The sequence below is a fragment of the Paucidesulfovibrio gracilis DSM 16080 genome, assembly GCF_900167125.1.
Lineage (GTDB): Bacteria > Desulfobacterota > Desulfovibrionia > Desulfovibrionales > Desulfovibrionaceae > Paucidesulfovibrio > Paucidesulfovibrio gracilis.
Window position 1 is genome coordinate 47,147 of the sequence record NZ_FUYC01000011.1, and the last position, 25,106, is coordinate 72,252.

The window sequence follows — 25,106 nt, forward strand, 5'->3', positions numbered from 1 at the left end:
AATTCATGAGGGGAATCCCTTTCTTCGGAAAGGGATTCCCCTCAAACTTTTTCCCCCATGACCGTTCCCAGCTTAGGGCAACATGGCGACGCACTGCCGCCCTACTTTACCTCTCCACCCACCAGACGCTGATCCGCTGTTCGCCCCTGGCCGCGCGCAAACGCGAGTCCGGGAAACAGGAATCCAGGGGGTGCGGGCCTCCTCGTCGCCGAAAGCACTCCGCTTTCTCTACCCGGCGGCTACATTGCTTCCCCGGCTTTGATGCGCTCCACCAGATCACGCAATGGTTTTCCGTCCGGTGTTTGCGCCTGCGGGTTGATACGCAGAAGGCTCTCCCAGGCCGCAACAGCCCCGTCTCTGTCGTCCAGATCAAAAAACAACACAATGCCCTTGTTGAACAGCGCGGTTTGGTGTCCCGGCTGTTCCTGGATGGCCCGGTCAAAGCTTTGCACGGCCTTTTCCGGCTGTTGCGTCTGCCGGTACATCACGCCCAGGTCGGTCCACACGTCCGCATGGTCCGGGGCCAGGGCCAATCCCCGTTGATACGCTTCAATGGCTTTGGCGGCCTGCCCGGTATCGTAATACGCATTCCCCAGGTCAAACCAGGCGTGAGGCTCCTGGTCATTGGCCTGGGCCTGTTTTTCAAGCTGTTGCAGATCCGGTCCCACGGCAGCGGGAGCCTGGGCCGCATGCTCCATGGCCGGGACCGGATGCGTGGTTTGACGTTCGGCGTTGAGAAAAAAGCTGATGTTGAAGCCAAGGAATAATCCGCCGAGAAAGGTAGCCACGGCCAGCAGCACGGCGGTATTGCGCCGCACCACTGGATCCACTTTCACTTTGGTGTGTTTGTTCATGGGTGCCCCCGTATATGAAAAATGTTCGTGTCTTTGGGATCGCCTTCGCAACGCGGGTGAGTGAGGCACAACGCGCACACGCCCGTTTGAGCAGGATACATGAAAACCATGACCATGGACAAGGTTTGATTGGATTGTATCGAATAACTCTTTTTCTGCCCGGTTCCCCTGTCAACAGGGTATTTTTATCTTTTTCCAGTCCGATTCCCTTCTGTTTTCATCCCATGCGCCATACCGGGGCTATGCTGTGTTCACGCCCGGCCCCGGGCATGCGGTCAACGCCCGCCAAGGAACGGCGGAAACCCTCCCCGCATGCGCAACGGGACACCTTGCGGCGCATTGCATCAACCCAAACGACCCAGGAGGGTACCCATTGTGACCATGGAAATCAGCAAGGCGTTCGTGACGCAATACTGCACGGACGTGCATCTGGCCTACCAGCAGCGCGGCTCCAAACTACGCAACACCGTGCGACTCAAGACCGGTGTCAAGGGTTCGCGCTGCGTATTCCAAAAATCCGGCAAGGGCGCGGCCGGACTCAAAACGCGCCATGGGAACGTGCCGCTGATGAACGTGAGCCGCGGCACCGTGAACTGCACGCTGGAAGACTGGTACGCGGCCGACTACGTGGACAAGCTGGATGAAGTGCGCACCAACACGGACGAACGTCTCATCGCGGCCAATGCCGGAGCCTGGGCCTTGGGCCGAAAGATCGACGAACTCGTCATCGGCAAGCTCTCCAAGGCCACCAACGTGTTGGAGGACGGCGGCACGGGCCTGACCAAGGACAAAATCCTGCGTGGCTTCGGCACGCTCAACGCCGGGGACGTGCCGGACGACGGACAGCGTTTCGCCGTGGTGGGGGCGCATCAGTGGAACGAGTTGCTGGACATCAGCGAGTTCAAAAGCGCGGACTACGCGGGCGAGCAATACGCCTGGCTCAAGGGAACCGAGTCCCGCCGCTGGCTGGGCATCACCTGGCTGTTCCACACGGGCCTGCCGCTCACGGACGGCGTGCGCAGCTGCTTTTTGTATCACAAAAATGCCGTGGGCCTGGCCGAAGCCCAGGAAGTGAAGGCCTTTGTGGACTGGGTGCCGGAAAAGGCCGCCCATCTGGTGGACCACATGCTCTGCGCAGGCAGTTGCCTGATCGACGCGGACGGCGTGGTGGAAATCCGCTGCAACGACGATGCGGTCATCCAATAAGACAACATCCCCATATAGCAACGTCCAATAACGCAACGCCAAGGAGAACCAATCATGGCTTATAATTCGGACCAAATGCGGCTCATGGGCGGCGTGCCCGGCCAGCAGCTCTTTCTCTACCGCACGGACGACACGCCCTCTGATGCGCAGACCCCGGGCTATTTCGACCCGGCCGTGGATCATTATTCCCTTTCCGGAGGCGACATCGTGCTCTGCGTGAGCGATGCGGCCGGGACTCCGGCGCTGAACGCGCTGGTGGCCGACCTTTCCGGCGAAGGATGCGTCATGCGCGCCCTGGGCTAAGATCCGTTTATCCTGCAACCGGGGCGGGCAACACGCCCGCCCCGCAATCCACAGACAATGCCGAGCGCGACTCACACCAACGCACCTGGAGAACACCATGCAGCAATATCCCGGGAACACCGATGGTCCTTCCCTGGACAGGCCGAAATCACCTTCCCGGACCAGGCGGGCCGCAGACTGCCGGGCGCTCCCGACACAGCGGCTTGCTTCCGGCCGGCTTATACGCCGCAACGCGGACGGCAGTTGCACGGTACTGGACCTGGGTTACGGGTTTAAGCCGCAAGAACGGCCCGTTCCGCAATAGAAAACGCCCACAACGCACAAAAAATATCCCGATCAAGGGCGCGGCAACGCTTGGTTTCCCCTTCCGGGGGTGAGGGCATCCCCGGATTCCAATTTCCATCCCTCCCCGAATCTGCTACGTCCATAGCAACATTGAAAACCACAATTCGGTCCACACGGGGAAGCACATGAGCGTCATCAATCTGGAACACCTCTTCAGCCCCAAGTCCATCGCGGTCATCGGCGCCACCAACGAACCGACCAATCCCGGCAACATCATCATGCGCAACATCATGGGCGGCGGCTTCATGGGTCCGGTCATGCCCGTGAGCCAAAACATCGAAGCCATCTCCGGCGTGCTCACCTATCCGGGCATTGCCAAGCTGCCCAAAGCGCCGGACCTGGCCATTGTGTCGCGGCCCGTGACCGAAGCTCCGGACATCATCGCCCAGTTGCGGGCCATCGGCGCCCGCGCCGTCATGCTCATCGGCGGATTCCAGGGCATGGACATGGACGAGCGCATGAAACTGCGCAACGAAATTCTGGAGGCGGCGGAAAGTCCGTCCATGCGCGTGCTCGGCCCGAAATGCCTGGGCTTCATGGCCCCGGGCATCAACCTCAACGCCAGCCTCGCCCACGCCACGATTCCGCCCGGAAAAACCGCATTCATCTCCCAATCCGACAGCCTGTTCACCGCGGTGCTGGACTGGGCCAGAGGCCAGGGCATCGGCTTTTCGCACATGGTGGCCCTGGGCGCACGCGTGGACGTGAATATTTCGGACGTGCTCGACTATCTGGCCGGTGATCCGCTGACCCGCTCCATCCTGCTCTACGTGGAAAGCGTCTGCGATGCGCGGGACTTCATGTCCGCGGCGCGAGCCGCCTCGCGCAACAAGCCCGTGCTCGTGATCCGGCCCGGGCAGGCCATGGAGACCGTGCTGCGCGAATGCCGGGACGTGGGCCTGGAGGGGATGAAACTTTCCGATGAAATTTACGACGTGGCCTTCCGGCGCGCAGGCATGCTCCGCGTGGACACCATCGACGGCCTGTTTGACGCGGCGCGTACTCTGGCGGACATCAAACCCGTGCGCGGCAACCGGCTGGCCATTGTGACCAACGGGGTTTCCGCCGGAATCCTGGCGGCGGACGCCCTGCTCATGGGCGGCGGCTCCCTGGCACGGCTCTCGGACGACACCAAGGCCAAAGTGGACGACATCCTGGGCGGCAAATGGTCGCGCTCCAACCCCGTGGACATCCCCTTCAACGCCTCGGGCAAGGAATACGCGGACCTGGTGCGCGTGCTGCTCAAGGACAAGGGCGTGGACGCGGTGCTGACCATGCATGTTCCCTTTGCCGGGCTGGACGAGGAGGAAGTGGCCCAGGCGCTGGCCGACTCCCTGAAACGGGTGCGGCGCATGGTCTTTGCCTGCTGGCTCGGCCTGGGCAAGGCCGAACGCGCGCGGGATATTTTCCGCAATGCGGGTGTTCCCACCTACGATACCCCGGACAAGGCCATCCGCGCCTACCTCTACATGGTGGAATTCCGGCGCAACCAGGAAATGCTCATGGAGACGCCGGACTCCCTGCCCACGGACTTTTTCCCGGATACCATGGCCGCACGGGACATTGTTGAACACGCACTGGCGGACGGCCGGGACACGCTCTCGGAACCAGAAGCCAAGAATGTTCTCGCGGCCTACGGCATTCCGGTGGTGGAAACCCGGCTCGCGGTCTCGGCCCGCGACGCGGTCATTGCCGCGGACGAGCTGGGCTACCCCGTGGCCCTGAAGCTGCGCTCCCCGCAGATCGCCCAGCCCTACGACGTGGGCGGCGTGCTCCTGGATCTGGAAACCCCGGAACAGGTCTGGGAAGGCGCGGCCAACATCCTGGGAAGAGTCTCCCGAGAACGGCCGGACGCCTACATCGAGGGCTTTACCGTACAGAAAATGGGCCGCCGCCCCGGAGCCCACGAATTGTTCGTCTCCTCCAGCACGGACCCGGTCTTCGGGCCGATCATGTATTTCGGGCATGGCGGCATGTCGCGGGAAATCATCATGGACCGCGCCGTGGCCCTGCCACCCCTGTCCATGAGCCTGGCCCGGGAGCTGATCTCCCGAACCCGTATTTCCCGGCTGCTCAAGGGCACGCCCGGCATGGTGGCCGCGGATCTGGACGATATCTGCCTGACCCTGATCCAGGTTTCCCAGCTGCTCATCGACCTGCCACAGATTCTGCGTTTGGACATCAACCCGCTCTATGCCGACGAACTCGGCGTGCTCGCGCTCACGGCCCGCATCACCATCGTCCCATACGAGGGGGACGGTGCACGCCGACTGGCCATCCGCCCCTATCCGCGGGAATTGGAAGAATGCGTGGTACTCAACGACGGGACAAAAATCACGATCCGCCCCATCCGGCCCGAAGACGAACCAGCCCACCGGGAATTCCTGGCCAGCCTGTCCGACGACGACCTCAGGCTGCGCTTTTTCGGCGTGGTGCGCCGGGAGTTCGACCACAAGGATCTGGCCGGGTTCACCCAGATCGACTACGACCGGGAAATGGCCTTCATCGCCCAGCAGCAAAAGGAACAGGGCGAAGCTGAAACCATCGGCGTTTCGCGCACCATCACCCGCTCCGACAACAGCGAGGCGGAATTCGCCATCGTGGTCCGCTCGGATCTCAAGCGCATGGGTCTGGGTTCCATGCTCTTCAAAAAATCCATCGATTACACCCGCGAACGCGGTACCAGCAAACTGGTGGGCCAAACCATGATGGAAAACCAGGGCATGCAGGGGCTGGCCCGCAAGTTCGGCTTTGAGATCAGCACGGATCCCGAAGACAGCCAGCTCGTGAACATGGAGCTGCACCTCGCGGACCAGGGCTGATCCCGAACCAGCCGCCACACGGAGCCTCGCCCCGCCAGAATGATTCGTCAGCGCCCGGTCGGACCGTTATTCCACACGGTAGGGCCGGGCGTATTTCACATCCTCATGAATGCGGCCCTGCCGCTCCAGCTTGCGCACCAGTTCGTCCGTGGCCCGCAGGATGTCCTTGTCCCCGCGGATCAACGGACGCTCATCCCCCCAGGCGTCGAGCATGTCCGGATCCTTGACGCTGAGATGCACCACAGCGGAAAAGAACCGGCGCAGGTTGATGAGCAGGGAGAACGCCTCCTGGTCCCGGGAGAGGTCCAGCGCCTCCATGCTCTCAAAGGTTACCTCAAAGGGATGCTGGAGCCGTTCCTCAAAAAAGAAATTGTCGTTCCAGAGGTAGCGCATGGACAGCTTGCGCGTGGTTTCGGCCACGTGGCGGGCGTAGGTCTGGGGATCGCAGCAGAACACCTCGTACAATCCGTCCAGGGAGTCCTTGAAGCAGAGGGTCAGGTATTCATCCAACTGCTTGAAGTACCGGCCGCCCGACTCCTCCACCAGCTCGAAGGAAAAGGGAATCTTTTCGTTGCCGGGCGTGGAGAGCACGGCCAGCATGGTCATGATCTCCTCAATGGTGCCGGGACCGCCGGGATGGGCGCGCCCCCGGTGCGAGGCGCGGATAAACGCCTCCATGCGCTGTTCAATGGTAGGAAAGACCAGCAGCCGGTTCACCAGCTCGTTGGGCGCCTCGGCCGCCAGGATGCCCTGCTCGGTAAATCCGATGTAGTCCCGAAGCCCGAAGCGCCGGAAAGTCCGCTGCTTGCCGTAGGCCACCTGCACGCCCTTGAAGGGCGCCTTCATGATGCCTTCACCGCAACCGGTGATGTTTTCCATGTCCGGCAAAAACAGCCCCAGCCAGTAGGCCACGGACTTGGCGAAATCATACTCCTCGCGGGAGACGCGATGTCCGCCCCAGGTGAAGGCAACCAGGCCGCGTTCCCCGCGATAAAGCAATCCCGCATGCTCCACAAACTTCTTCACGTAGGCGGAGCGCTCCTCAGAGGTGGCGCTTCCCGACCCGGGCGGCGGAAACACGATGTCCCGCAGGGCCGAGGACACCTGCTCCACGGACTGTTCAATGACGTGTTCCCCGTCGTAGAGGCAGTCACGCGGCACGCCCGTGCAGACCAGGACGTAATCCCCGTTCTTGCGTTCCACGCGAACCTGCATGTCGCGGAACTTCACCCGCACCGCGCGGGTATCGTTGTAATCCTTTTTGTGGATATTGATGAGCGCGCCCACGATCTCCACGAGCCTGTGGTCCGGGGTGTCCAGGGCGGTACGGATGCGCCCGGCTTCGCGTTCGGTGAGTTCTGTGACGCCGAGCTGCCGGTTGATGATGGGAATGGTCACGGTGGAATGCATGGCGGTGTCCCGTCCTTGCTGTGGTTGCGGAAGAAAGGTTCTGCTCTACCCCAAGGCGCGAAACCTGGCAATATTTCGCGGCCGCCCGATAAAAAAGTCAACCCGCCGCCGTGCAAAGACGGGAAACGCCCAGGCGTGCGGCGGCCCACGCCTGCTGCGGACTCCAGGCATGCAATAATTGACATTGTTCAACGCGGCCACGCGGTTTCCCGTTTTCGGACAACCTGCTGGTCCCGGCTTTTCCTTGTGCGGGCTTTACGGTAGGATTTTCCCGACCCCCGCATGGCACGGACACACCCCCGAACGCTGCCCTGCGAGGCACAAACACGCACGGCAAAGAGGAGACGCATGGGCGCGCAAATTGTGCTGACCGACTACCACGCCGACACCGGGGCGCAACTTGCCCGCGCCCTGACGCAATGCGGACAGCGCGTCCGGACCGCGCCCCGGCTGGACACGGCGGCCCACTGCGGCCCGCGGACTCCGGACCTGGTCTTCTGTCCTGCCCTCCCCCTGGAGCGGCTCCAACACATATCGCGCTTCACCGCGGCCTTTCCCACGGTCCCTCTGCTGCTCACCACGGCCACGCCCGGCACGAAATACACGGAGCAGGCCATGCGGGCCGGTGCGTTTCATGTGCTGCCCTGGCCCGCGCCGCCCGAGACCCTGCCGCCCCTGCTGCAACTCGCCCAAAACCACGCCGCGGTGCTGCGCGAGCGGGAACGTCTGCTGGAAGAACGGCAGGAGCAGGAGCACAACCTGCACGGACTGCTGGAAGCGGTCACGGAATCCCTGCTGCTGGTTCGACGGGGCGGAACCATCCTTTATGCCAACCAGGTCTTGGCGGACCGCCTGGGGCTGCCCCTGGCAGAGCTGAAGGATACGAATGTGGACGACCTGGGCATGAACCCGGAAATCACGGCGTACCGCCGGAAACAGGCTGACCAGGCCTACGCCTCGGGACAAGCCGTGCGTTTTGAGGACGAACACCGGGGCCGACGCTTTGCCATCAGCTATTACCCTCTGGCGCGGGCCGACGGATCGTACGACCGCCTGGCCGTCTACGCCCAGGACATAACCAAAACCCACAGCGCGGTGCAGGAAAAGGAACGGGTGCTCGGCGACCTCAAAGCGGCCTTTCGGAGCATCTCGGAAGCCATCGTCACCCTGGACCGCGACCTCAAGGTTCGGCGGGTGAATGAGGCGGCCCTCCAGTGGCCCGGCGGCCCAGGATTCCGTCGGGGTCGCGACCTTACAACCTCGGACCATCCCCTGGCCCGCATCTGCGTCCAGCTCGCCCGCACGGTGCTGGCCACGTCCGGCCCGGTGCGGGACCACCGACGGGAACTGTCCCGGAGGGAACGGGAGGGCGGACAGGGCCGAGTGGTCACGATCAACGCCTCCCCCCTGCTGGACGAAGCCGGTCAAAACCTGGGGGCGGTGCTTGTGCTGCGCGACATCACCCGGATCACGCAGCTGGAACAACGCCTGGGCGAACGCGGGGAGTTTCACGGCATGGTGGGGTCAGGTCCGGCCATGCGCCGAATCTTTGACGCCGTGCAACAGGTTGGTCCGGTGGACTCCACCGTACTGATCACCGGAGAATCCGGCACGGGCAAGGAATTGGTGGCCGAGGCCATCCACGCGCAAAGCCCCCGGCACCACGGTCCGCTGGTCAAGGTGAACTGCGCCGCCCTCTCGGAAAATCTGCTCAATGCGGAACTGTTCGGCCATGTCCGAGGTGCCTTCACCGGCGCGATACGCCACAGGGCGGGACGCATCGAAACCGCCCGAAACGGCACCCTGTTTCTGGATGAAATCGGCGACATTTCTCCCGGCACACAGCGCCATCTGCTGCGCTTTCTCGAAAGCCGGGAATACGAGCGCCTCGGAGAATCGCGCACGCGTCGCGCCGATGTTCGCGTGGTGGCCGCCACAAACACGGACCTTGCCGCCCGTGTAAGCCAGGGGCTGTTTCGGGCTGATCTCTACTACCGGCTCAAAGTCATGGAACTGCGGCTGCCCCCGTTACGGGAACGCACCGAGGACATCCCGACCCTGGCCCACACCTTTGCGCAACGCTTTTCCCACAGGTTCCAAAAACACGTTCACGGCCTGGACGACGGCGCCCTGCGCGCTCTGCAAGGCCATTCCTGGCCCGGCAACGTTCGCGAACTGCGCCACGCCCTGGAGCACGCCTGCGCCCTTTGCACGGAATCCACGCTCCGGGCCGGAGACCTGCCACAGGATATTCTTTCGGGCAAAGCGCCCCTTTCGGACCACACGCCCCGGGACAATGCCCGGGAAAGACGACGCATCCTCGACACCTTGAAAAAAAACCACTGGAACAAATCCACGGCAGCCCGGATGCTGGGCATCAGCCGCACCACGTTATATAAACGGTTGCGGGATTATGGAATTTCCACGTAACATCATGCGCGTTGCGGGTCTCACAAACGGTACGAGGCGCATGATTTTGCGCGATCCATGTAATAATGCGGTTTCCTTTTCTTGAAAAAATCCGTATTCAATGGGGTAAGAACCGTTTTCCCCCCTGCCGTGCACCAACATGGCATCCGGCGGGAAACAAGAAAAAAACGGCATTGATCTTGCGTTGCCTCTTGAGCAATGGCGAGATGTTGCCGATAAGCGGACCATCGGCTCCGACCTGCGGAGTACGGTCCAACCATTCAGATTTGGAATCGAGCGGCACTTGTGCGACAAGGCCGGGCAGAGGGGTGTATCAATGCACGTGGAGCACGATCAGGACGGAATCACGATGGAATTGCCTTCAGACCTGCGTCTTGTGGACCAGGTTGTGGAGCAGGCCCGGAAATACGTCCGGGAACAGGGCGTGGAGCGGTCCCCCGGGTTGGGACTGATTTTGCGGGAGCTGGTGAACAACGCCATCGAACACGGCAACGCCGGGGAGCAGGACCACATGGTCAAGGTCCGGGTGGAGTCCGTGGGCGAGCTTCGCTTTCTCGTCCGGGTGGAAGACAAGGGCGAGGGGTTCGACCACAGCGCCCTGGATCTGCGCCTGTCCGAGGATCCCAACCAGGAACGCAATCGCGGCCTGCCCATGGTCAATGCCTATGCGGACGAATTGCTGTTCGAGGACAACGGATCCGTCGTGCTGGCCTACCTCACCGTCAAACGTGAGACGCTTTTCGAGACCGACGAAGAGGACGGCGTGCAGTGTATCACCCCCACGGGCGACCTTTCCTCCTCGGTGGCCGAACCGTTTCGGTCCCTGTTGGTCAGCTGTCTGGACGAAGGGCGTACCCGGTTTCGCTTCGATCTCTCCCATGTGTCGGACATCGACTCCGTGGCCCTGTCCATTTTTGTGATCTTTGCCAACATGGTGGCCAAGCGGGACGAGGATAATCTTCTGGAAGTGGTCAACGCCAGCGAGGACATCCGGGAAATGTTCCACCTCACCAGGCTGAGCCGCGTTTACAGCGTCATTGAAGAGGACGGGAAAGATGGGCAATGATCCTTCCATCGTCGAAGAATTCGTGATTGAGGCCCAGGAGCACCTCGAAAACATCGAGGACGACTTCCTGCTGCTCGGCGGCCAGAAAGAGGCGCCGGAACCGTCGCTGATCGACAAAATTTTCCGGGCCGCGCATTCCATTAAGGGCGGTGCCGGGTTCCTCCAGTTCTCCTGCATCAGCGAGCTGGCCCACATCATGGAGACCCTGCTCTCCTCCCTGCGCTCGGGCGTAATCCCCGTCACCGACGAGATCATCGAAGGACTGCTTGCAGGCGTGGACAAACTCAATGAACTGCTGGCAGACATCGAAAACAGCAATGATATGGACATCAGCGAGGAACACGGCCGACTCAAGACGCTGCTGGAAGGGCATATCCCCGGCCAGAGCGACCAGGAGGACGTGGCCGTGACAGACCAGGGCGGCAAGCAAACCGGCTTTGAAATAACGCCCCTGACCCTGCGGAACATTCCGAAAAATCACGAATTCATCTACGTTCTCAAGTACGACCTGGCCGAGGTCTCCAGCGAAAAGGGCGAAGGACCGCTCACGCTCATCAAGCGCCTCTCCAGCACGGGCGAAATTCTGGAAGCCCGCCTGGAAAGCGTGGACACGGACCTGAAAAAAGGCGTCCCCGAAGGGCCGCTCTGGTACGAGCTGCTCTACTCCTCCATCATCGGCCCGGAAACCATTGAATTTGCCGTGGGCCTGCCCATGGATCGCATCACCGTGGTGGACCGCACCCAGCTCACCGCCGAGGCCGAACGTGCAGGCAGCACGGCCCTGGCCGCGCCCGAGCCGGAGGCTCCGCCGCAGGAAGCGGAACCCGCCCCCCCGGAACAACCCGCGCCCACGCCCACGCCCGCACCAGAGGAATTTCCGGCCAACATCATGGACGAACTCCAACTGCCGATCACCGAAGAAATGGTCGACCAGTTCGCCACCGAGGCCGACGAAACCCTGGACGGCGCGGAACAGGCGCTCATGGAAATTTTCGACGATCCGGACAAGGCCGAGGAGTCCCTGAACGAGGCCTTCCGCCTGATCCACAGCTTCAAGGGCAACTGCGGCCTGCTGGGATTCAAGTCCCTGGAGCGCGTCAGCCACACCATGGAAACCGTGCTGGACCATTTCAAAAGCAGCACGGTTCCCCGGCGGGAAAATGATCGCAACAGCCTCATGCGCGGACTGGATACGTTGCGCCTGGGCGTGAACGAGATCTCCAACGACGGCAAGCTGACCATGGACAGCGTGGACGAGCTGGTGGACGAGCTGGCCGGACTGCTGCCCACCCCGGACAAACCAGAGCAGACCGGTGCCGGGACCGATGCCGGGACCGAGACCCGGCCCGCCGGGAAAAAAACACCGCCCAAGGCCAAAAAGGCCGCCCCGTTAAAAAAACTGGAACGGCGGGACATTCGCGTGGACCTGGAAAAACTGGACGTACTCATCAACCTGGTGGGGGAACTGGTCATCGCCGAAAGCATGACCACACGCCATCCAGACCTTCAGGGCATGCACCTGGAAGGCTTTGAGCGCTCCGCCCACAATTTGCGCCGCATCATAGCCGACCTGCAGGACATCGCCATGCAGGTGCGCATGATCCCGCTCTCGCGCACCTTCCGCAAAATGATCCGGCTGGTGCACGACCTTTCTTCCAAGGCCGGGAAAAAAGTCCGGCTGGAGCTGGTGGGAGAGGATACCGAAGTGGACAAGACCGTGATCGAACAGATCGCGGACCCGCTGGTCCACATCATCCGCAACTCCGTGGACCATGGTCTGGAGCCGCCCGAAGAACGGCTCGGCGCGGGAAAGGCCGAAACCGGCATCATCACCATCGAGGCCCGACACGAAGGCGGCGAGGTACTCATCATCGTGCGTGACGACGGACGCGGCCTCTCGCGGGAAAAAATCCTTAAAAAAGCCATGGCCAACGGGCTGATCCAAGGTGACGGATCCAACATCCCGGACGGCGAAGTGTTCAAGATGATTTTCGAGGCTGGTTTTTCCACGGCCGAAAAAATCACAGACGTTTCCGGCCGGGGCGTGGGCATGGACGTGGTGCGCCGCAACCTGGAAAAACTCAAAGGCCGCGTGGACGTCCGCAGCAACGCGGGCAAGGGCGCGGAAGTCATGCTGCGCATCCCGCTGACCCTGGCCATCATCGAAGGCATGCTCATTCGCGTCGGCTCGGCCCAATACACCCTGCCCCTGCTCTCCATCCGGGAATCCTTCCGGCCCGAGCCGAAAATGGTCACCATGACCATGGACGGCCAAGAAGTGGTCAAAGTGCGCGACGACATGATCCCGGTGGTACGATTGCACGAATTGTATAAAACGGAACCCGATGTACACGACCTGGAAAAGGGCATTCTGGTCATCGTGGACTCGGGCAATAAGAACGTCTGCATCTTCTGCGACGAGATCCTGGGCCAGCATCAGACCGTGATCAAGGGCTTGCCGAGCTATCTCGGCAATGCACGGGGACTCTCCGGCTGCACCATTCTGGGCAACGGCGAGGTAAGTCTGATTCTGGACGTAGGCTCCCTCATCGACATGGCCGAAGGACGCGGGGCCATGGACGCGGTTTCGTCCGAGGGCTAAAACGGACGAACCGCCGAGGACGGCGGACCAATCAACGCGTAACCACGACGCGGAAGCGACTCCCAACGGATCGCCGCCATGTCGTATTCCCCCGGGGAGGGGGTGAAGCCCGGCCTGAACACCACTGTCCCGCACTGGGACAAGGATTGCACGGAGGATGCAATGTTGTTCAGGAAAATCGGGCTGGGATGGAAGATCGGAACGGGATTCGCCGTGGTGCTTTGCTTCGTGCTCCTCGTGGGCGCGGTAGGCTCCCTTGGCATGACCCGCATCAAGCAGGCCGTGAACATGGCCACCGAAGCCGGGGAATTGAACCGGCTCATTGAACTGGCCCGGGTCCACGCCCGGACCTATATGACGTCCGGCGACAAAACCCACGTGGCCCAATGCGACGCCACCCTGCAACAGGTGTTCGGCGAGCTGGAAACCATGCGCGCCACAGCCGGAGCCGAAGAGGCCGAACTCTTCGACACGGCGCTCACCCATGTACGCGATTACGACCGCCTCTTTGAGGAGTACGTTGCCGAGGACAAGCTGCGGGCCGAAATGGACTGGCAGATGGTTCTTTCCGCACGCGCCACAGTCAAGGAGGCCAAGCTGCTGCAATCCCGGCTGGAGCAGCGCGCCCTGGAATACGCCGGCGGCCCGGACGGACCCGTGACCGCGTCCCAGGCCGGGCAGGCCACGGAAATCCTGGTGGAGCATCTCCAGGCCAGACGGCATGAAAAAAACTACATCATCCGCGAAAAGCAGGAATACCTGGACCGCGTGGCCAAGCTGGTGGCCTCCACGCAAAAACGCTGTGTCTCCTTGGAACGCCGGCTACCCGAAGCGGATCTGGAGGCTTTGGCGCGCACCGTGCGTGAGCAAACCGAGGTCTACTGGGTCAACTACCAGGCCGTGGTCCAGTCCATGCGCAAACTCAGCCGCATGGACGCGGAAATGAACCAACTGGCCCTGGCCGCGGAACGCGCTCTGGAAGGCGTGGTTTTGTCCAAGGCCCGCACAACACAAAAAACCCAATCCCTGGCCATGTCCGCCATCATCGTGGGGTTCATCGCGGCAGTGCTCCTCGGCAGCCTCATCGCCGTGCTCATTGTGCGCTGCGTAACCAAGGGCATCGGCGCGGCCATGGACTGCCTGAGCGCCGTAAGCCGTGGCGACCTGCGTGCGGAACCGGATCAGGCCATGCTCGACCGGGGCGACCAGGTGGGCGATCTGATGCGCATGCTCCGGCACACCATCACGGCCCAGCGCCGCAAGGAAGAACTGGCCGAAGCCATTGCCGAAGGCGATCTCACCCACGACATGGAACCGGCATCCGAAAGCGACCAGCTCGGCAAGGCGCTGCAACGCATGACCGAGGGACTGCGCTCCATTCTCGGCACGGTGCAGGCCGCAGCCCTGCGTATTGCCTCGGGCGCGCGGCAGGTTTCCGACTCCAGCGGCGCCCTCTCCCAAGGGGCAACGGAACAGGCCGGATCCCTGGAGGAAATCTCCAGCTCCATGATGGAAATCAACTCCCAGACCAAAAACAATGCGGACAACGCAGCCCTGGCCAGCGACGTGGTCATCCAGGCCCGCGACAAGGCCCGGGAGGGTGCGGACCACATGGGCCGCATGACCGAAGCCATGGAAGAAATCGAAGAGTCCAGCCAGTCCATCGGGCGAATCATCAAGGTCATTGACGAAATCGCGTTCCAAACCAATCTGCTGGCCCTGAACGCGGCCGTGGAAGCAGCCCGCGCCGGAAAGCACGGCCAGGGATTCGCCGTGGTGGCGGACGAAGTGCGCAATCTTGCCGGACGAAGCGCCAAGGCCGCCCAGGAGACCGCCCAACTCATCGAAGGCTCGGTTTCACGCGTGCGCATCGGCAGTGAAATCGCAGGACAGACTGCCGAGGCCTTGGAAGGCATTGTCACGGACGTGGGGCGCGCAGCCGAACTCGTGGCGGAAATCGCGGCGGCTTCCGGAGAACAGGCCGAAGGCGTGGCCCAGGTAAACCTGGGATTGCAACAGGTGGAACAGGTGACCCACCAAAATACCGTCAGTTCCGAACAGACTGCCGAAGCCGCGTCCCATCTCTCCAACCAGGCGGCGGACCTGCACGGCCTGCTCGATGGATTCCGGCTTGAGGAGCAGAGTTCCAATCACGATTCTCCAATGTACGCGCTGCCCTCCCCTGCGTCTCCCCCCCGGAAGGCCGATCCGGGCGCGGCAGATAATAACCGCAAAAACACCAGTATTTCAGGCGTGCAAGCTCGCCCTGAAGAAATCATTTCCCTGGATGAGGGAGATTTCGGTCGCTATTGATCCTGATTATGATATACATTGGCTTCCAGGCTTCCGTTCCGAATCAGGACGAAAACCTGGAAGCCGATCATCACGCCCAGGCGATCCCGGCCCGGCGGTGTTGTGATGTCGGCGTCTATTTTTCGTTAAAAACCCGCATCGGGGCACACAGCACGGAGGGATTATGCGGTTCACCAAAGGGATTCAGTTCAAAATAGCCACATGGACGGGCATTGCCCTGCTCGGGGTAAGCGTGGCCCTTACGGGTTTCGCCTCCCTGTCCATGTTTGACCAGCAGGTCCAAGGCTCCCGGGACCAGGCCATGAGCATTGCCAAGGAATACGCCAGCCGCGTGGAATCCGAACTGCTCGCCCCGCTGAACATGGCGCAATCCCTGGCCGACGCCTTTGCCGCCATCAAGGAGGATAACCTCGCCACCAGCCGCGAGGAAGTCTCGCGCATGCTCCGCAGCGTGCTGCAAAGGCACCCGGAGCTTCAAGGCGTGTATACGCTCTGGGAGCCGGACGCCTTTGACGGGCAGGACCAAATGTTCGTCAACGCCCCGGCTCATGATGAGACCGGGCGGTTCATGGCCTACTGGAACCGCGTGGGTGGCAGCCTGGCCACGGAACCGCTCTACGGCTACGACGACCCCAAGGACGGCGGCTACTACCTGAATCCCCGACGCACGGGCAAGCCCGCCGTGGTGGACCCGATTCCCTTCGTGGCGCAGGGGCGTGAAGTCCTGTTGGTTTCCGTGACCGCGCCCATTATGTACAACGGCGCCTTCCACGGCATCGTGGGTGTGGACGTGACCGTGGAACGCCTCGCCGCCATGGCGGAAGAAGCTGATTTCTTTGAAGGCACAGGCGTCCTGGCCATCATTTCCAACAACGGCACCCTGGCCGGGGTCACCGGCCAGCCCGACCTGACCGGCAAGAACGCCAAAGCCCTGCATGAGGACTTTGATGAAGACATCAAAAGCGTGCAGGCTGGCAAAATCCGCAACGAATTCATGGACGACGTGCTGGAAATTTTCTACCCCGTCAAAATCGGCACGGGCAGCCCCTGGGCCGTCAACCTGCTGGCCGACGACAGCGTGGTGGTGGCCCGGGCCTGGGCCATGGCCTGGAAGATGATCTGGGTCGGCCTGGGACTGCTGCTCGTGGCCGTGGGCGTAATCTGGTGGCTGGCGGGCATATTGGCTCGCCCTGTCAAATACATCTCCCGCAGCGCGGAACTGGCCGCCATCGGCGATGTGGACATGAAGGAGCTGGATCGTAACGCCCGCGACCGCATGCTCAAGCGTGGGGACGAACTGGGCGAGGCCGGCCGCGCCTTCGCCTCCATGGTGGACTATTTCCGCGACAAGGCCCAGGCCGCAAAAAAAATCGCAGACGGCGACCTGACCGTGGAAATCCACCCCGCTTCCCCCAAGGACGAACTGGGCAACGCCCTGGAGCGCATGGTCCATTCCCTGAACGGTGCCATGGGCGAAATCCAGACCGCAGCCGCACAAGTTGCCGCCGGGTCGAGCGAGGTGTCCGACTCCAGCCAGTCCATGTCCCAGGGAGCCACGGAACAGGCTTCCTCGCTGGAGGAAATCACCAGCTCCCTTACGGAGATCAACTCCCAAACCAAAACCAACGCGGAAAACGCGGCCCAGGCCAGCCGCCTCTCCGACCATGCCAAAACCGCAGCCACCCAGGGTGAGGAACACATGGGCAGACTCACGGAGGCCATGGGCGAAATCAACGAATCCAGCCAGTCCATCGGCAAAATCATCAAGGTCATTGATGAAATCGCCTTCCAAACCAACCTGCTGGCCCTGAACGCGGCCGTGGAAGCGGCCCGCGCCGGAAAGCACGGCAAGGGATTCGCAGTGGTGGCCGAAGAAGTGCGGACCCTGGCCTCGCGCAGCGCCAAGGCTGCCCAGGAAACAGCCCAGCTCATCGAAGGCTCGGCCGACCGCGTGGCCACGGGCGGTAAAATCGCCCAGGAAACCGCCGAAGCCCTGACCAAAATCGTGGAGAACGTGACCAAATCCGCGGACCTGGTACAGGAAATCGCGGCCGCATCCAATGAGCAGGCCGAAGGCGTGGCCCAGGTGAACCAGGGGCTGCACCAAGTGGAAACCGTGGTGCAGCGCAGCACGGCCACAGCTGAAGAAACCGCGTCCGCAGCCGAGGAACTTTCCTCGCAGTCCGCCACGTTGCGGGAGGTCACGGGCCGATTCCGCATCCGCCAGGAAGGAGGCGAACGCCCCCTGCCCCAGGCGCCGAACCCGACGCCCTCCCTGCCCCAGGGCAGTGGAAAGTCCGACTCCCCGGTGGACTCCTGGGGTGACGACGGCGGCATGGTGGATCCCGAAGAAACCATCTCGCTGGACGACGACTTCGGGAAGTATTAAGAATAAGAAACAATGGCGGGGTCTCCCCTTTGGAAACCCCGCCGTGGACAAACGGCATGAAAGATCGGCAGCGGCAGGTTATGGTCAGCGACGTGATGCTCGGAGCGGGGTATGTTTGCGTTCCCGCGGAGCCGTCACGCCTCTGCGCGGTCGTGGGAGCCGGAGCCGTGGTCACCATCTGGGACAGGCGGCGGGCCGTGGGTGGCATGACCCACTATGCCCGGCCATTTCGAGATCCCGGCGGTCCCTCCACGGCGATTTTCGCGGCACCGGCCATCGTGACCCTGGTCCGCATGTTGCTCAAGGGCGGTTCCAACGCCCCTGACCTGGAGGCGCACCTCTTTGGCGGGGCGGACAACCCCGAAGCCCCGGGCTATGCCTCGGGAATGGCCGAAGACAACGTCCGGGTCGGCCTGGAAATTTTGGAAAAGCTCCATGTCACCCGGGTGCAGAGGGACACCGGGGGACAGCGTGGGCGCAAGGTGGTTTTTCACACGGCCACGGGCGAGGTCATGCTCGCCAAGGTCGAGCGCATTCGGGGTACGGACTGGTATCCGCAATAACCCGGACGAGCGACCACGCGGCGAACACAGACGAGGCGAGGGGCATGTATCAACTCACGGACAAAGAATTCAGGGATCTTCGCGAGTTCATTTATGAATACGCGGGCATCAACCTCACGGATCAAAAACGCGCCCTGGTGGTGGGCCGGTTGCAAAAGGTCTTGACCCGTGAAGGCTTTAAAAATTTTGCCCAGTATTACGAGTATATAAAAAAGGATAAAACCGGCAAGGCCGTGGAAGAGCTGATCAACCGCATCTCCACGAACCACACCTTTTTCTTCCGGGAAAAATCCCACTTCGAATACCTGCACTCCGCGGTATTGCCCGAGCTGACCACCCGGCTCGCCGCCTCCGGACAAAAGGACTTCCGGCTCTGGTGCGCGGCCGCGGCCACGGGCGAGGAGCCGTACACCCTGGCCATGGTGCTGCGGGAGTTCTTTGGCTCGCAATACAACCAGTGGCAGGCGGGCATGCTGGCCACGGACATTTCCACCCAGGCGCTGCAAACCGCCATCCGCGGCGTTTACCCGGACGAACGCATGACCCACACCCCGGTCAAACTACGCAACAAATATTTCCAAAAAATCGGCCAGGACAAATGGGCCGTGAAGGACGCGCTCAAAAAGGACGTGCTCTATCGCCGCTTCAATCTCATGAGCGAACGGTGGCCGTTCCGGGGCCGCTTTCATGTGGTTTTCTGTCGCAACGTGATGATCTACTTCGACCAGGTCACACGGAACCGGCTGGCACAAATGTTTTACCAATTCATGCAACCCGGCGGGTACTTCTTCATTGGTCATTCGGAAACCCTGGGCCGCGAAAACTGCCCCTTCGAATACGTAATGCCCGCCGTGTATAAAAAGGTGGCCTGACGCAATGAGCAAACGTGTGATCAAGGTTCTTGTGGTGGATGATTCCGCCCTGGTGCGCAACGTCCTGGAAAAAGGGCTTTCCATGGATCCGGGCATCGAGGTGGTGGGTACGGCCCCGGACCCGTATGCGGCGCGGGACAAAATCGTGCGCCTGCGGCCCGACGTGCTCACCCTGGATGTGGAAATGCCGCGCATGGACGGGCTGGAATTCCTCCGCAAACTCATGCCCCAATACCCTCTGCCCATCGTTATGGTCAGCTCCCTCACGGAGCGGGGCAAGCAGATTACCCTGGACTGCCTGGACGCGGGCGCTGTGGACTTCGTGACCAAGCCCACCTCGGACATGGCCGCCGGACTGAACAGCATGCTCACGGAGCTGCGCACCAAGGTCAAAATCGCCTCCACGGCCAATGTTTCCCACTGGAAGCACAAGCGGGCCGAGTTCAAGCCGCGCTCGGTCCAGGGCCGCGCCCTTGCAGGCACCACGGACAAGGTCATCGCCATCGGCGCATCCACGGGCGGCACCGAAGCCATCCGCGAAGTGGTCACGGCCTTTCCCGTGCATACCCCGGGGGTGGTCATTGTGCAGCATATGCCCGCGGGGTTCACGCGCATGTTTTCCGAGCGCATGAACACCCTCTGCCAGATGGAGGCCAAGGAAGCCGCGGACGGCGACCGCGTCATGCCGGGCCGCATCCTCATTGCCCCGGGGGGCATGCACATGCGATTGGTGCGCTCCGGCGGCATCTACCAGGTGCGCTGCCAGGCCGGGCCACTGGTGAACGGGCATTGCCCCTCAGTGGAGGAACTTTTCAAATCCGTGGCCGAACACGCCGGTGCCAATGCCGTGGGCGTGATGCTCACAGGCATGGGAGCGGACGGTGCCGACGCCATGAAAATCATGCGTGACGCCGGAGCCAGAACCCTGGCCCAGGACGAAGCCACCAGCGTGGTCTTCGGCATGCCCAAGGAGGCGTACACGCGCGGCGGAGCCGAACGACTGGTGCCGCTTGGTTCCATTGCCCAGGAAACGCTCAACCTGCTGTCCAAAAAAGGAGGATGACGCGTGATCACGCTTGGAGTCGGAGACCATGGGGCTTCCAAAAAACCCGGAGAGGTCATCAAAACCTATGCGCTCGGTTCGTGCGTGGCCGTGGTTCTGCTGGACCCCAAGACCCGCACCGTGGGCATGGCCCACATTGCGCTGCCCGACTCCAGCATCCAGCCGGACCGGGCCAAGGAACGCCCGGCCTACTTCGCTGACACGGGCCTGCCCGTGCTCTTCAAGGCCATGGAAAAGCAAGGCGCCGCCAAAAACGGCCACGGCATGATTGTCAAATTGGCCGGGGGCGCCAAAGTTATGGACCATAACGAAGTGTTCAATATCGGCAAACGCAACGTGCTGGCGATAAAGAAAATATTGTGGCAGTATAAACTCGGTCCCGTTGCCGAGGACGTGGCCGGAAGCATCAGCCGCACCGTGTCCCTGGAAGTGGACACCGGAAGGGTGACCATTTCCTCGGCAGGACGCGGTTCCTGGTATTTGTAGAAAAGCGAGAAAAGAGGCAAAGGACACATTGGGGGAAATGATATGGAACGGGTGATCATTGCCGACGACTCGGCCACCGCACGCATGGTGATACGCCGTTGCCTGGAAATCGCCGGCGTGACCGACGCGGAATTCCTGGAGGCGGCCAATGGGCTGGAAGCACTGGAGCTGCTGGAATGGGGTCCCCCGGATCTGTTGATTACGGATCTGACCATGCCCGTCATGGGCGGACTGGACCTGCTCAAGCGGCTCAAACAGGACGAAGAGTTCAGCGATGTTCCGGTGCTGGTCATCTCCAGCGCCAAGAACGCAGCCAATGAACAGGAAATGCTGGGACTGGGAGCCTTCGCCGTGTTGCCCAAGCCCGTGAACCCGGCCATGCTGGCCGACGCCCTCAAACCGCTGCTTCCGGATAAGGGAGGTGCCGCATGGTGATGGACGTGAAGGAAGCCGTACACTCGGCCGTCAGCGCCACCATGGAGGAGATGTTTTTTCTTGAGCCGCAGGCCTCGGACTTTCTCTGGTCCAAGGTCCGCGTGCTGGAGCCATGCACCGGCTCGGTGACCATGGCCTTTCCACGCACGCTGCTGATTCAGGCGGCGCACGGCCTGTTCGGCGAGCAGGAGCGCATCCGCGAACAGATGCTCTGGGATACCCTGGCTGAGGTGGTCAACACCGTGGCCGGACGCATCATGAGCAACCTCTTGCCGCCGGACTCCACATTCCGCCTCAGCGTGCCCGAAAGCGGCACGGGATGGCCCGCCAAAGACGGGGAACCCATCCTCTACATGACCGACGGCGGCGGCTTCGTGGTCATGACCGACGGTCTGGCGGACTGTTCCGAGTAACCCCGCAGGAGGGATCATGAGTTCGGGCATGGACATGGAAATGGCAAAAGGCGTGGTCAAGGCGGCCCAGGACGTGCTTTCCACCATGGCAGGCATCGACGCGCAGCCAGGAGCGCCCTATCTAAAAAAGGGGCAGGTGGCCAAAGGGGATGTCACCGGCATCATCGGCATCACAGGCGACAAAACCGGCTCGCTTTCCATCTCCTTTGAAAAACCGTGTGCCGTTGCCGTGGTCAAAGGCATGCTCGGCCCGGATATTGAGGACATCCTCCGTGACGTCAAGGACGCGGTGGGCGAGATCACGAACATGATTTCCGGCCACACCCGCGCCGCCATGGACAAGCTGGGGCTGAACCTGCAAAGCGGCACCCCGTCCGTGGTCATGGGGGACAACCACACCATCCAGCACGTGACCAGCGCGCCCATCATGGCTGTGCCTTTCAGTACGCCGGATGGAGCCTTCACCGTGGAGTTCTGCGTGGAGTAGCCAATATGTCCGAACGCATGCTGACCGAACCCGATCCGCTCACTTCGGATCGCCCCGTGCACATCCTCCTGGTGGAGGATGAAAATTCCCACGCGGAATTGATCCGCGAGGCCTTTTCCCGCGAGGAAAAGCGCTTCGAACTGCAAGTGGCCGATACCGTGGGCAAGGCCCGCGACGCCCTGGATCAGGCCACGCCGGATCTGGTCATTGCGGACTGGCTGCTGCCCGACGGCAACGGCATTGAAATCCTGCCGCCCAACCGCCGGGAAACGCGCTTTCCCGTGATCCTCATGACCAGCCAGGGCAACGAGCAGGTGGCCGTGGAAGCGCTCAAGGCCGGTGCGCTGGACTACGTGGTCAAATCCGCGGACACCTTCTTGGACATGCCCCACATTGCGCGGCGCGCCCTGCGGGAATACGCCCACCTGCGCCGCGGCCGCGAGGCCGAGGAACGCTTCCGGCAGATGGCCGAATCCATCAGCAGCGTGTTCTGGTTGGCCGCAGCCGACCACTTCATCTACCTCAGCCCCGCGTTCAGCGATATCTGGGGCGTACCCGTCGACGACGTGCTGGACAACCCCGAACAATTTTACGACATCATCCATCCCGATGACCGGGACAAGGTCCGCGAGGCCCAGCACAAAAGCCTGGGACCGGACGGTTCGGCCCAATCCGTGGACTACCGCATCATCCGGCCGGACGGCACTATCCGTTGGATTTCCGGCCACGGCTACCCCGTGCTCGCCCCAGGCAGCAAGGCCCGCGGAGCCGGCACGGCCGAAGACGTGACCGAACGCGTCATGCGCGAACAGGAGCTGGCCCGAGCCAAAGAAGCCGCGGAAGTGGCCGACCGCGCCAAAAGCCAGTTCCTGGCCAACATGAGCCACGAACTACGCACGCCCATCAACGGCATCGTAGGCATGACCGACCTGCTGCTGCGCACCGATCTGAACTCCGACCAACGCAAATTTCTGGAGATGTCCCGCGAGGCCTCTACCAAGCTGCTCAGCGTGGTGGAGGACATTCTCGAACTTTCGAGCATCGAGGCCAAGACCATCCGCCTGGAGCGCCGCCCCTTCCGGCTGCACGAGCTGGTGCATTCCATCTGCGAAAACCGGCACACCGCCTTCCGGCTCAAGGACATCAATTTCTCCTGGGAAGTGGCCGACGATGTTCCGGACCGGGTGGAAGGCGATCCGACCCGGCTGGCCCAGGTACTCTCCAATCTGCTCTCCAATGCCGTGAAGTTCACGGAGCAGGGCGAGGTCAAGGTCCGTGTCTCCCTGGGCAGCCGCCACAACAGAAGCAACGGGACCGAAGGTCAGGGCGCGGTGGTGGTGCTCTTTACCGTGCAGGACACGGGCATCGGCATTGCCCCGGAAAAACAGCAGGAAATTTTTGAAAGTTTTACCCTGGCCGAAGACTGCATGACCAAAGCCTACGGCGGGACCGGCCTGGGCCTTTCCATCGCCCGCCAACTGGTGGAAATTCTTGGTGGCCGCATCTGGCTGGAAAGCGCACCAAACGAAGGCAGCAGCTTCTCCTTTACCTCGGTGCTGCGGCTCCCCGGCACTCCCTCCGATTCCTCCAAGGATCAGGACACGGACGCCGCCCAGCGCCCCCTGACCATCCTCTACGCTGAGGACGACGCCACCAACCGGTTCGTGGTGGCCCGCTACCTGGAAAAACAGGGCCACACCATCATCGAGGCCGAGGACGGCCAGCAGGCATTGGACGCCCTGGCCCGCGGCGGCATCGACATGGTGCTCATGGATATCCAGATGCCCCTTGTCAACGGCCTGGAGGTGCTCGACATCCTGCGTCGGGGCGACATCCGCGCCGTGGATCCCAATCTTCCGGTCATTGCCATCACCGCCTATGCCATGGAAAGCGAACGCGAGGACTTTCTTGAAAAAGGCATGGACGGCTACCTGGCCAAGCCCTTTGAGGTGGAACACCTGCGCCAGACCATCGACCGGCTGCGCGTCAGAGTCGATTCCTGACCGCGCGCCACCCAACCGACATGGCTCGTTTCTCTGCGGTCAATCAAGGCCGCCACGCTTCTCCTGTTGTATTTTTCTTTACCCCGACCCGTTAAGTTTTCGCCCCATTGCGCCGATACGACCAGTGAAGCAAGGAATACCCGGCAATGCATATCAACGGCGCTCATATCAATCACTTCATCCTCCAGAACAGGGGAACCGGCGTGCGGCCTTCGGAAGTGGCCCAATCGCTGAACACCCCGCGTAATCTGGGCGGTGCGCCGCGCATGCCCGATGCCGAGGCCGGTCAAAGCCGCGAGCAGACCTTTGCCAATGAAATCGCCCGCCGCGCCAAGGCGCACACCGATGCAAACGGCGCCCCCAAGGACACAGGCCCGTTGGCTTCGGCCCTGTCCAAGGCCATGGACCACCTGCGAGAAAACTATGGCGATGATGTGGCCACGGCCGCCGAAGGCATGGTCATGGGCGGTACGGCCGGGGGCATCACAGAAAAGAATCTGGGCGACAGCCTCACCAACGTACTACGCATGGTGGACCGCAACTTCGGATTCGCCGCGGGCGACGCGACCATGGCGCAGTTCAACGGCTCGCTGAACACCGCCATCAACGAGTTCTTCGACAACGGTAAAACAGAACGCTTCCTGGCCTCAAAGCCGGGTCAGGGACTGAATCTCTCCGCGGTCAAGAGCGATCTCAACGCCAGAGTGCTGGCGGAAACCGACACCAACAGCGCCAAGGGTTCCGACGGCATGGAGCAATTGCTCCGTTCCCTGCGCGAGGATCTGGAACAGACCCCGGAATCGCCGTCCGCCGGACAGCCCACCCGGGCAACCGATTCCCGGCGCAACATGGCCCTGAACAGCTATCTTATGGCCGCAACCGGCCAGGACACGCCCGGGCCGCAACTGCTCTCCACCACCATCTGACCGTTTCCCCTGATCGCCCTCCGCGTTGAACGCCGGCCGTCACCTGCATGGCCATGAAGCGGCAACTCTGTTTCCGCTGGTCAAACACGCTCCCGGCACAGCCCGCCGTGACGCGGCA

19 protein-coding genes are annotated in these 25,106 nt (G+C 62.1%); 17 read left to right on the plus strand and 2 right to left on the minus strand.

Features of this window, described 5'->3' with window-relative positions; translation table 11 throughout:
* Positions 1 to 239: 239 nt before the first annotated feature.
* Positions 240 to 854: a tetratricopeptide repeat protein gene (locus B5D49_RS10825; protein ID WP_078717719.1), complete on the minus strand. Its 615-nt coding sequence runs from the start codon at positions 852 to 854 to the stop codon at positions 240 to 242.
* A gap of 381 nt (positions 855 to 1,235) precedes the next feature.
* Between B5D49_RS10825 and B5D49_RS10830 the strand changes: the two genes are divergently transcribed.
* From B5D49_RS10830 to B5D49_RS10840, 3 genes are all read left to right on the plus strand, one after another.
* Positions 1,236 to 2,060, plus strand: a complete 825-nt coding sequence (locus B5D49_RS10830; RefSeq protein WP_234990704.1) for a phage capsid protein — start codon at positions 1,236 to 1,238, stop codon at positions 2,058 to 2,060.
* 54 nt (positions 2,061 to 2,114) lie between these two features.
* Entirely contained in the window at positions 2,115 to 2,363 is a 249-nt protein-coding gene (locus tag B5D49_RS10835) for a hypothetical protein (protein WP_078717721.1), read from the plus strand.
* Positions 2,364 to 2,833: 470 nt separating this feature from the next.
* Complete coding sequence (locus tag B5D49_RS10840) at positions 2,834 to 5,530, plus strand: bifunctional acetate--CoA ligase family protein/GNAT family N-acetyltransferase (RefSeq protein WP_078717722.1); 2,697 nt, start codon at positions 2,834 to 2,836, stop codon at positions 5,528 to 5,530.
* A gap of 66 nt (positions 5,531 to 5,596) precedes the next feature.
* On the opposite strand, the gene B5D49_RS10845 is transcribed toward B5D49_RS10840, so the two are convergent.
* A complete protein-coding gene (locus tag B5D49_RS10845; RefSeq protein WP_078717723.1) occupies positions 5,597 to 6,940 on the minus strand; it encodes a pyrimidine/purine nucleotide monophosphate nucleosidase domain-containing protein in 1,344 nt (447 codons plus the stop codon).
* A 348-nt stretch (positions 6,941 to 7,288) separates the two neighbouring features.
* Between B5D49_RS10845 and B5D49_RS10850 the strand changes: the two genes are divergently transcribed.
* The 14 genes from B5D49_RS10850 to B5D49_RS10915 all read left to right on the plus strand — a co-directional run bounded on the left by B5D49_RS10850 (position 7,289) and on the right by B5D49_RS10915 (position 24,988).
* The gene (locus tag B5D49_RS10850) at positions 7,289 to 9,370 is read left to right on the plus strand and encodes a sigma 54-interacting transcriptional regulator (RefSeq protein WP_159447205.1); all 2,082 of its coding nucleotides are present in this window, start codon (positions 7,289 to 7,291) and stop codon (positions 9,368 to 9,370) included.
* A 316-nt stretch (positions 9,371 to 9,686) separates the two neighbouring features.
* Positions 9,687 to 10,436: an ATP-binding protein gene (locus B5D49_RS10855; RefSeq protein WP_159447206.1), complete on the plus strand. Its 750-nt coding sequence runs from the start codon at positions 9,687 to 9,689 to the stop codon at positions 10,434 to 10,436.
* A complete protein-coding gene (locus B5D49_RS10860) occupies positions 10,426 to 13,038 on the plus strand; it encodes a chemotaxis protein CheA (protein WP_078717726.1) in 2,613 nt (870 codons plus the stop codon). Before B5D49_RS10855 ends, B5D49_RS10860 begins: the two co-directional genes overlap by 11 nt.
* A gap of 162 nt (positions 13,039 to 13,200) precedes the next feature.
* Positions 13,201 to 15,351 carry a methyl-accepting chemotaxis protein gene (locus tag B5D49_RS10865; RefSeq protein ID WP_159447207.1) on the plus strand — a complete coding sequence of 717 codons (2,151 nt, stop codon included), beginning with the start codon at positions 13,201 to 13,203 and terminating at the stop codon, positions 15,349 to 15,351.
* Between the two features lie 163 nt (positions 15,352 to 15,514).
* Entirely contained in the window at positions 15,515 to 17,740 is a 2,226-nt protein-coding gene (locus B5D49_RS14975) for a methyl-accepting chemotaxis protein (protein ID WP_078717728.1), read from the plus strand.
* A 56-nt stretch (positions 17,741 to 17,796) separates the two neighbouring features.
* Positions 17,797 to 18,303 carry a chemotaxis protein CheD gene (locus B5D49_RS10875; protein ID WP_078717729.1) on the plus strand — a complete coding sequence of 169 codons (507 nt, stop codon included), beginning with the start codon at positions 17,797 to 17,799 and terminating at the stop codon, positions 18,301 to 18,303.
* Positions 18,304 to 18,347: 44 nt separating this feature from the next.
* Positions 18,348 to 19,175 (plus strand): CheR family methyltransferase, encoded by an 828-nt coding sequence (locus tag B5D49_RS10880; RefSeq protein ID WP_078717730.1) that lies wholly within the window; start codon positions 18,348 to 18,350, stop codon positions 19,173 to 19,175.
* A 4-nt stretch (positions 19,176 to 19,179) separates the two neighbouring features.
* Positions 19,180 to 20,238 (plus strand): protein-glutamate methylesterase/protein-glutamine glutaminase, encoded by a 1,059-nt coding sequence (locus B5D49_RS10885; RefSeq protein WP_078717731.1) that lies wholly within the window; start codon positions 19,180 to 19,182, stop codon positions 20,236 to 20,238.
* 3 nt (positions 20,239 to 20,241) lie between these two features.
* Entirely contained in the window at positions 20,242 to 20,724 is a 483-nt protein-coding gene (locus B5D49_RS10890) for a chemotaxis protein CheD (RefSeq protein ID WP_078717732.1), read from the plus strand.
* A 42-nt stretch (positions 20,725 to 20,766) separates the two neighbouring features.
* Positions 20,767 to 21,159 carry a response regulator gene (locus tag B5D49_RS10895; RefSeq protein ID WP_078717733.1) on the plus strand — a complete coding sequence of 131 codons (393 nt, stop codon included), beginning with the start codon at positions 20,767 to 20,769 and terminating at the stop codon, positions 21,157 to 21,159.
* Positions 21,153 to 21,572 (plus strand): chemotaxis protein CheX, encoded by a 420-nt coding sequence (locus tag B5D49_RS10900; RefSeq protein WP_078717734.1) that lies wholly within the window; start codon positions 21,153 to 21,155, stop codon positions 21,570 to 21,572. Before B5D49_RS10895 ends, B5D49_RS10900 begins: the two co-directional genes overlap by 7 nt.
* 28 nt (positions 21,573 to 21,600) lie before the next feature.
* The gene (locus tag B5D49_RS10905) at positions 21,601 to 22,059 is read left to right on the plus strand and encodes a chemotaxis protein CheX (RefSeq protein WP_078717743.1); all 459 of its coding nucleotides are present in this window, start codon (positions 21,601 to 21,603) and stop codon (positions 22,057 to 22,059) included.
* A gap of 5 nt (positions 22,060 to 22,064) precedes the next feature.
* Positions 22,065 to 24,062 carry a hybrid sensor histidine kinase/response regulator gene (locus B5D49_RS10910; protein WP_078717735.1) on the plus strand — a complete coding sequence of 666 codons (1,998 nt, stop codon included), beginning with the start codon at positions 22,065 to 22,067 and terminating at the stop codon, positions 24,060 to 24,062.
* Positions 24,063 to 24,208: 146 nt separating this feature from the next.
* Complete coding sequence (locus B5D49_RS10915; RefSeq protein ID WP_078717736.1) at positions 24,209 to 24,988, plus strand: hypothetical protein; 780 nt, start codon at positions 24,209 to 24,211, stop codon at positions 24,986 to 24,988.
* Positions 24,989 to 25,106: the final 118 nt, after the last annotated feature.

What these genes read in the sequence shown, in the direction of transcription:
- B5D49_RS10825 (WP_078717719.1), bottom strand. Translation starts at nt 854, where the DNA reads ATGAACAAACACACCAAAGTGAAAGTGGATCCAGTGGTGCGGCGCAAT.
- B5D49_RS10830 (WP_234990704.1), top strand. Translation starts at nt 1,236, where the DNA reads ATGGAAATCAGCAAGGCGTTCGTGACGCAATACTGCACGGACGTGCAT.
- B5D49_RS10835 (WP_078717721.1), top strand. Translation starts at nt 2,115, where the DNA reads ATGGCTTATAATTCGGACCAAATGCGGCTCATGGGCGGCGTGCCCGGC.
- B5D49_RS10840 (WP_078717722.1), top strand. Translation starts at nt 2,834, where the DNA reads ATGAGCGTCATCAATCTGGAACACCTCTTCAGCCCCAAGTCCATCGCG.
- B5D49_RS10845 (WP_078717723.1), bottom strand. Translation starts at nt 6,940, where the DNA reads ATGCATTCCACCGTGACCATTCCCATCATCAACCGGCAGCTCGGCGTC.
- B5D49_RS10850 (WP_159447205.1), top strand. Translation starts at nt 7,289, where the DNA reads ATGGGCGCGCAAATTGTGCTGACCGACTACCACGCCGACACCGGGGCG.
- B5D49_RS10855 (WP_159447206.1), top strand. Translation starts at nt 9,687, where the DNA reads ATGCACGTGGAGCACGATCAGGACGGAATCACGATGGAATTGCCTTCA.
- B5D49_RS10860 (WP_078717726.1), top strand. Translation starts at nt 10,426, where the DNA reads ATGGGCAATGATCCTTCCATCGTCGAAGAATTCGTGATTGAGGCCCAG.
- B5D49_RS10865 (WP_159447207.1), top strand. Translation starts at nt 13,201, where the DNA reads ATGTTGTTCAGGAAAATCGGGCTGGGATGGAAGATCGGAACGGGATTC.
- B5D49_RS14975 (WP_078717728.1), top strand. Translation starts at nt 15,515, where the DNA reads ATGCGGTTCACCAAAGGGATTCAGTTCAAAATAGCCACATGGACGGGC.
- B5D49_RS10875 (WP_078717729.1), top strand. Translation starts at nt 17,797, where the DNA reads ATGAAAGATCGGCAGCGGCAGGTTATGGTCAGCGACGTGATGCTCGGA.
- B5D49_RS10880 (WP_078717730.1), top strand. Translation starts at nt 18,348, where the DNA reads ATGTATCAACTCACGGACAAAGAATTCAGGGATCTTCGCGAGTTCATT.
- B5D49_RS10885 (WP_078717731.1), top strand. Translation starts at nt 19,180, where the DNA reads ATGAGCAAACGTGTGATCAAGGTTCTTGTGGTGGATGATTCCGCCCTG.
- B5D49_RS10895 (WP_078717733.1), top strand. Translation starts at nt 20,767, where the DNA reads ATGGAACGGGTGATCATTGCCGACGACTCGGCCACCGCACGCATGGTG.
- B5D49_RS10900 (WP_078717734.1), top strand. Translation starts at nt 21,153, where the DNA reads ATGGTGATGGACGTGAAGGAAGCCGTACACTCGGCCGTCAGCGCCACC.
- B5D49_RS10905 (WP_078717743.1), top strand. Translation starts at nt 21,601, where the DNA reads ATGGACATGGAAATGGCAAAAGGCGTGGTCAAGGCGGCCCAGGACGTG.
- B5D49_RS10910 (WP_078717735.1), top strand. Translation starts at nt 22,065, where the DNA reads ATGTCCGAACGCATGCTGACCGAACCCGATCCGCTCACTTCGGATCGC.
- B5D49_RS10915 (WP_078717736.1), top strand. Translation starts at nt 24,209, where the DNA reads ATGCATATCAACGGCGCTCATATCAATCACTTCATCCTCCAGAACAGG.